This window comes from Methyloparacoccus murrellii (assembly GCF_054657115.1).
Genome location: NZ_BAAHXD010000081.1, coordinates 1 through 4,816 on the forward strand (window position 1 = coordinate 1; position 4,816 = coordinate 4,816).

General features: G+C 62.6%; 6 protein-coding genes and 1 tRNA gene. 4 read left to right on the plus strand and 3 right to left on the minus strand.

The genetic code is table 11. The features are described from left to right. Positions 1–233 precede the first annotated feature (233 nt). Positions 234–309 (minus strand) — tRNA-Lys (locus ACYQ1H_RS15085). Between the two features lie 101 nt (positions 310–410). Between ACYQ1H_RS15085 and ACYQ1H_RS15090 the strand changes: the two genes are divergently transcribed. Continuing rightward, on the plus strand, positions 411–1,169 hold the full coding sequence (locus tag ACYQ1H_RS15090) for a hypothetical protein (protein WP_460028868.1): 759 nt from the start codon (positions 411–413) through the stop codon (positions 1,167–1,169). Positions 1,170–1,211: 42 nt separating this feature from the next. Here ACYQ1H_RS15090 and ACYQ1H_RS15095 read toward each other — a convergent pair whose 3' ends face one another. Continuing rightward, a complete protein-coding gene (locus ACYQ1H_RS15095; protein WP_460028869.1) occupies positions 1,212–1,925 on the minus strand; it encodes a class I SAM-dependent methyltransferase in 714 nt (237 codons plus the stop codon). A gap of 13 nt (positions 1,926–1,938) precedes the next feature. After that, positions 1,939–2,955, minus strand: a complete 1,017-nt coding sequence (locus ACYQ1H_RS15100; protein ID WP_460028870.1) for a Gfo/Idh/MocA family protein — start codon at positions 2,953–2,955, stop codon at positions 1,939–1,941. 183 nt (positions 2,956–3,138) lie between these two features. Between ACYQ1H_RS15100 and rpiB the strand changes: the two genes are divergently transcribed. Genes rpiB through ACYQ1H_RS15115 form a run of 3 tightly spaced genes read left to right on the plus strand, consistent with a single transcriptional unit; the run spans position 3,139 to position 4,386 of the window. Beyond that, positions 3,139–3,567 (plus strand): ribose 5-phosphate isomerase B, encoded by a 429-nt coding sequence (gene rpiB / locus ACYQ1H_RS15105; RefSeq protein WP_460028871.1) that lies wholly within the window; start codon positions 3,139–3,141, stop codon positions 3,565–3,567. 46 nt (positions 3,568–3,613) lie between these two features. Then, positions 3,614–4,018: a nucleotidyltransferase substrate binding protein gene (locus ACYQ1H_RS15110; protein ID WP_460028872.1), complete on the plus strand. Its 405-nt coding sequence runs from the start codon at positions 3,614–3,616 to the stop codon at positions 4,016–4,018. After that, positions 4,015–4,386, plus strand: a complete 372-nt coding sequence (locus tag ACYQ1H_RS15115) for a nucleotidyltransferase family protein (protein WP_460028873.1) — start codon at positions 4,015–4,017, stop codon at positions 4,384–4,386. The genes ACYQ1H_RS15110 and ACYQ1H_RS15115 overlap by 4 nt, the downstream gene beginning before the upstream one ends. The last annotated feature ends 430 nt before the right edge of the window (positions 4,387–4,816 follow it).

Sequence of the window (4,816 nt, forward strand, 5' to 3'; positions counted from 1 at the left end):
TTCCGCCCCGGTCCAATGGAGGTTTCCTGTGCGCCAGCAACCGTCACCCGATCGAACGCGGCGACGGCGGGAAGCATTCCTGCTGCATGACAGGCTGGTTCGCGGTTACCTGGTCTTTGTGCCGATCAAGCGCGCGGAGAGGGGGTGGTTGCTAACGGAAAAGGGGCGGCAAGCACTTGCCCGGGCCCCTGAAAGCAGAAAAGGCCTGCATCGCAGCAGGCCTTCGTGTCTGATGGTGGGTCGTATTGGATTCGAACCAATGACCACTGCATTAAAAGTGCAATGCTCTACCGACTGAGCTAACGACCCACGCAAGCAGCGCATTATAATCGCAGGCTCTGACGCGATCAAGGCGCCATGCCTGTCCTCCTGGCCGTGGCCCTCCCATTCCGCTTTCCCTGAACCTGCCCATGAACGCAAAGCCATTATCCAGCCTTGCCCGGTTGCTGTTCATCCTGCTGGCGCTGCTGCTGTCGGGCTGCGTGTGGTTGCGGTTGCTGGAGATCAAGAACCAGCTGGCCGAATTCGACGATAACGTGCGCATCGAGGTGGCGAATCGGCATTTCATCGTCCACCTGCTGAGGCCTGTGCTCCTGAGCGAGGACTTCACCTATCTGAGCAAGCTCAACCCCAGCCGGGTCGAGCCGCTTCCGGGGGGTGCATACCGTTGGTACCTGGATTTCCGCATCGATCCCGCCAGGACCCCGGAGCAGAAAGCCAGGCGGGTGTCCTTCGTCATGACCTGGACGCCCCGGAACCGGCTGGCGTCCTTCGACTTCTCGCCGCTGTTCATGGAAATGGCGCCGGCGGCATTCCTGGAGGCATCGATACGCTCGCTGGGCGTGGGCAAGGTGGATCAGGACCGGAAACAGCTGAAGGTCGACCCGGAGGACCTGCCCAGGCTGACCGCGAGCCTGCCGAAGGCCGGCGATATCCTGTCGGTCATGGGACCGCCCCTGGAGGACCATCGCCAGGATGGCTTGCGGTTGCTGGTGTACCGCTTCCTGGCCGAGTCGCAGCCGGTCGAGCCGGAATACGAGGCGCGGCGCGTCGCCGAGGCCAAGCTGTACTTCGATGCCCGCAAGGACGAGCTGATCCGCCTCAAGGGCCAGTTTGCCGGGCTGAAGCTGTCGATCGACTACCGCAAGCTCACTGGCCAGGCACCCTGAGCCTGGCGCCGGACCGGCACCGAGGTGTGTCTCACCACCCGGTCAGCCGTGCAGGCTTACCAGGTGGTGCCAGGCATGTCGGGCGTGCGGGATCAGCCGCCCGAAACCGGCCTGCGCCGCCAGGGCGCGCAGCTGGCCGAGCGAGTCCGGCCGGTCGCAGTCCCGTACATGGGCGATGGCGAAATCCAGCTCCTCGGGGGAGAGCGCGCGCCATTCGCTGGCCATGGTGCCGCAGTAGGCGTCCAGGTAGTCGGCCAGGCTCTGGTCTTCTTCCCGCAGCACATCGATCAGCAGCAGCCGGCCGCCGGGTCGGAGCCGTCGATGGCAAGCGGCCAGAAACGCGCCTTTCGCGGCGGTATCGAGGTGATGCAGCGCAAAGCTGGAGAAGATCACCGCATAGCGGTCGTCCTCCTCCCGGTTCAGGAAATCGAGCATGTCAGCCTGCCGCAGGCTGACGGGGCAGGCCAGTCCGCCCAGGTTCTCGGCCGCCGCCGCCAGGGCGACCTCCGACAGGTCGACGCCGCAGTAGCTCGCCAGCGGCAGTGTCCGCAACAGCGGAACCAGGTTGGTGGCATCCCCGCAGCCCAGGTCGAGCAGATCGAAGGCCTGTTCCGGGACGGCACGCAGCTGCCGGCCGAGTTCGGCATAGATCTCCCGGTGAAACATGTAGTTCTGGTCCACCAGCTTGCGGTAGACCCGCCAGCTGTCCACGAAGAATACCGGTGCCTGGCGGGCGGACGGCTCGGGATTGCGCATGCGCGGCGACCGGTCAGACGACCAGCGGGACGGTGCGCCCGCTGGCGGCGGATTCCAGGGCGGCGACGATGGTACGGCAGTTGGCCTTGGCGTCCGCCAGGGAGAGCCGCGGCGGCTGGCCGTTCAGCGCCGCCGCGCCGAAGCCCTCGATTTCCAGCGCGAAATGGTTGGCAGGTTTCAGCCGTTCCTCGCCGCGCCGGCCATCCTCCGTCCACCACTGGATTTCCGGCACGTCGCCGGGCAGCTGCCAGACTGTCGGGCATTTGATGGCCCCCTTGGTGCCGGTGATCTCATATTCCGAGCGCCGGGTGCATTCGAAGCTGAAATCGAAATGCGCGCGGCGGCCGCCACCATAGTCGAGGATGCCGCTGGTGGAAATGTCCGCCCCGCTCTCGACCCGGTGCGCCATGGCCGTCACCGCCAGCGGCTCGCTATCGAACCACATGCGCGCCGCATGGATGGCGTAGCAGCCGATGTCCCACATGGCACCGCCGCCCTGGCCGATGTCGCGCGCCAGCCGGTACCGGCGGGCAGGGCGCATCTGGAACGAGAAGCTGGTCCTGACGCTGTAGACCTCGCCGATCAGGCCGCTCTCCAGCAGCTCCCGCACCCGCTGGTGCTGCGGATGGAAGCGGTACATGAAGCCTTCCATGACGGTGACGCCGCGCTTGCCGGCGGCGGTCTCGATCGCCTCGATATCCGCGACGCTCAGGGCCATCGGCTTCTCGCACAGGAGATGCTTGCCACGCTCGATCACCCGCAGGGCCCATTCGGCATGTTCCTCGTTGGCCATCGGCAGGTAGATGGCCTGGATGCTGGCATCGTCCAGCAGGGCTTCCAGGCGGTCGTAGGCGCGCACCCCGGTCGCGGCTGGCGCATACCTGGCCAGGGTTTCCGCCGCCGCGCCCGGACGGCGGCTGGCGATGGCCACCAGCTCCGCATTGCTGGCCTCGACGATGGCGGGCAGCAGGCGCTCGTTGACGCGGGCGGCGCCGAGAATGCCCCAGCGCAATCGGGGTTGTTCGTTCATGATGACTCTCCAGGATGGCGTGGGACGGCGACGCAACAAGATACCCGAGTGCATGGCCGCGCACCAAGCCGGGCGCCCGAATCTCGCGCAGTCGCCAGCTTGCGCGGCTGGCGGCGCGCTATAGAATTCGGTCACCCGTCCCCCGGCCGGTCCCGCCCAACCCAACTCGCACGAGGATATCCCATGAAAATCGGTATCGCTTCCGATCACGCCGGCTTCGATTACAAGGAGGCCTTGCGCCACTGGCTCACCGCGCTGGGGCATGAGGTCAAGGATTACGGCTGCTTCAGCGACGAACGCACCGATTATCCGACCTGGATTCGCCCCTGTGCCGAGGCGGTGGTCAAGGGCGAGGTCGAGCGGGGCATCGTGCTCGGCGGCAGCGGCAACGGCGAGGCCATCGTCGCCAACCGCGTCAAGGGCTGCCGTTGCGGCTATACCTTCGACGAGCAGACCGCCTTCCTCACCCGCTCCCACAACGACGCCAACTGTATCGCCATCGGTCAGCGCATCGTCACCCTGGACATGGCCAAGAAGATTGTCGAAACCTTCCTCGCAACCCCGTTCGAGGGCGGGCGGCATGTGCCAAGGATCGTGGCGATCGATGCGTGATTGGGCAAACCGAGTGACCTCACGATTGCAGCCAAGCATGCCAGACGTGAAACTCGACCTGAGCCCGCTTGTACGGGCCATTGAACGCCTGGACGAGGGCTGGGCACGATATCAGCGCGACATCAGCGACACGCAGATTCGCGACGGACTGATTCAACGCTTCGAATTCACCTACGAAATCAGTCACAAGATGCTCAAGCGCTATTTGGAGATCACTTCGGCCAACCCGGCGCAATTCGATGACATGAGCTTTCAAGACCTCATCCGCACGGGTAATGAACAAGCCCTGTTGCTAGGGGCTTGGCCGGACTGGAAGCGCTACCGCCACATGCGATCCAGGACCAGCCACACCTACGACGAGGACACCGCGCTGGAAGTCGTGGCCGGCATTCCGTCGTTTTTGGCGGAGGCCCGCCATTTGCTAGACCAGTTGCAAGCCCACCCGGTATGACCCCGGAGACACCGCTGATCGACATCCGCCCTGACCACTGGGACATCGTGTGGCGCATCCTGCAAAAACATGTGCCGCACTTCTCGGTGTGGGCGTTTGGCTCACGGGCCAAGTGGACCGCCAAGCCATATTCCGACCTCGATTTGGCCATCATCACCGACAAACCGCTCACGCTGGATGTCAGCGCCAGCCTCAGCGACGATTTTTCGGAATCCGACCTACCGTGGAAAGTGGATATCGTGGATTGGGCCACCACTAGCGAATCGTTCAGAAAAATGATTGAGCGGGATAAGGTGGAGGTGCAGGCCGGTGAAAATGGTCCGGCAAAGTGTATCCGCACTTTCAGTCCTGCGACCTCGGCAAGTTGATCTTTAACGAGGGCGGTCTATCGAATACACCATCCCGCTCCTGCTGGACTGCCAGAGGCTCAAAGACAGGAATAACCCAGACCTTCCGACCATCCACCCGGATGACGCATCAATGGTCATTGTCGAGGCTCTGTGGCGACGGATCAGGGATCAGTGACAGGACGAAAAGCTTTTCAAAATCATAAGCAAAAATAACAATCAATTTAACTACAGGTGATATTTTTTGATCCCAAGCTAGATTTAGGCGAGAGTTTTGATATCTCTCAGAATCTAAAATGCACATAGAGCAAAGGGGTGATTAATTATGGCTACAAGATATTATATATCCATTCGTTGGATCTTACGTGCATGCCTTCTGGTGTGCTCTCACATCGTCTCAGCCGAAACTTTTGTTGGCGGAATACAGCTAAATGATGAGGTATGGAGTAAA

Bases quoted from the DNA above. Each gene is read 5' to 3' on its own strand.
- ACYQ1H_RS15090 (WP_460028868.1), top strand. From the start codon at position 411: ATGAACGCAAAGCCATTATCCAGCCTTGCCCGGTTGCTGTTCATCCTG.
- ACYQ1H_RS15095 (WP_460028869.1), bottom strand. From the start codon at position 1,925: ATGCGCAATCCCGAGCCGTCCGCCCGCCAGGCACCGGTATTCTTCGTG.
- ACYQ1H_RS15100 (WP_460028870.1), bottom strand. From the start codon at position 2,955: ATGAACGAACAACCCCGATTGCGCTGGGGCATTCTCGGCGCCGCCCGC.
- rpiB (WP_460028871.1), top strand. From the start codon at position 3,139: ATGAAAATCGGTATCGCTTCCGATCACGCCGGCTTCGATTACAAGGAG.
- ACYQ1H_RS15115 (WP_460028873.1), top strand. From the start codon at position 4,015: ATGACCCCGGAGACACCGCTGATCGACATCCGCCCTGACCACTGGGAC.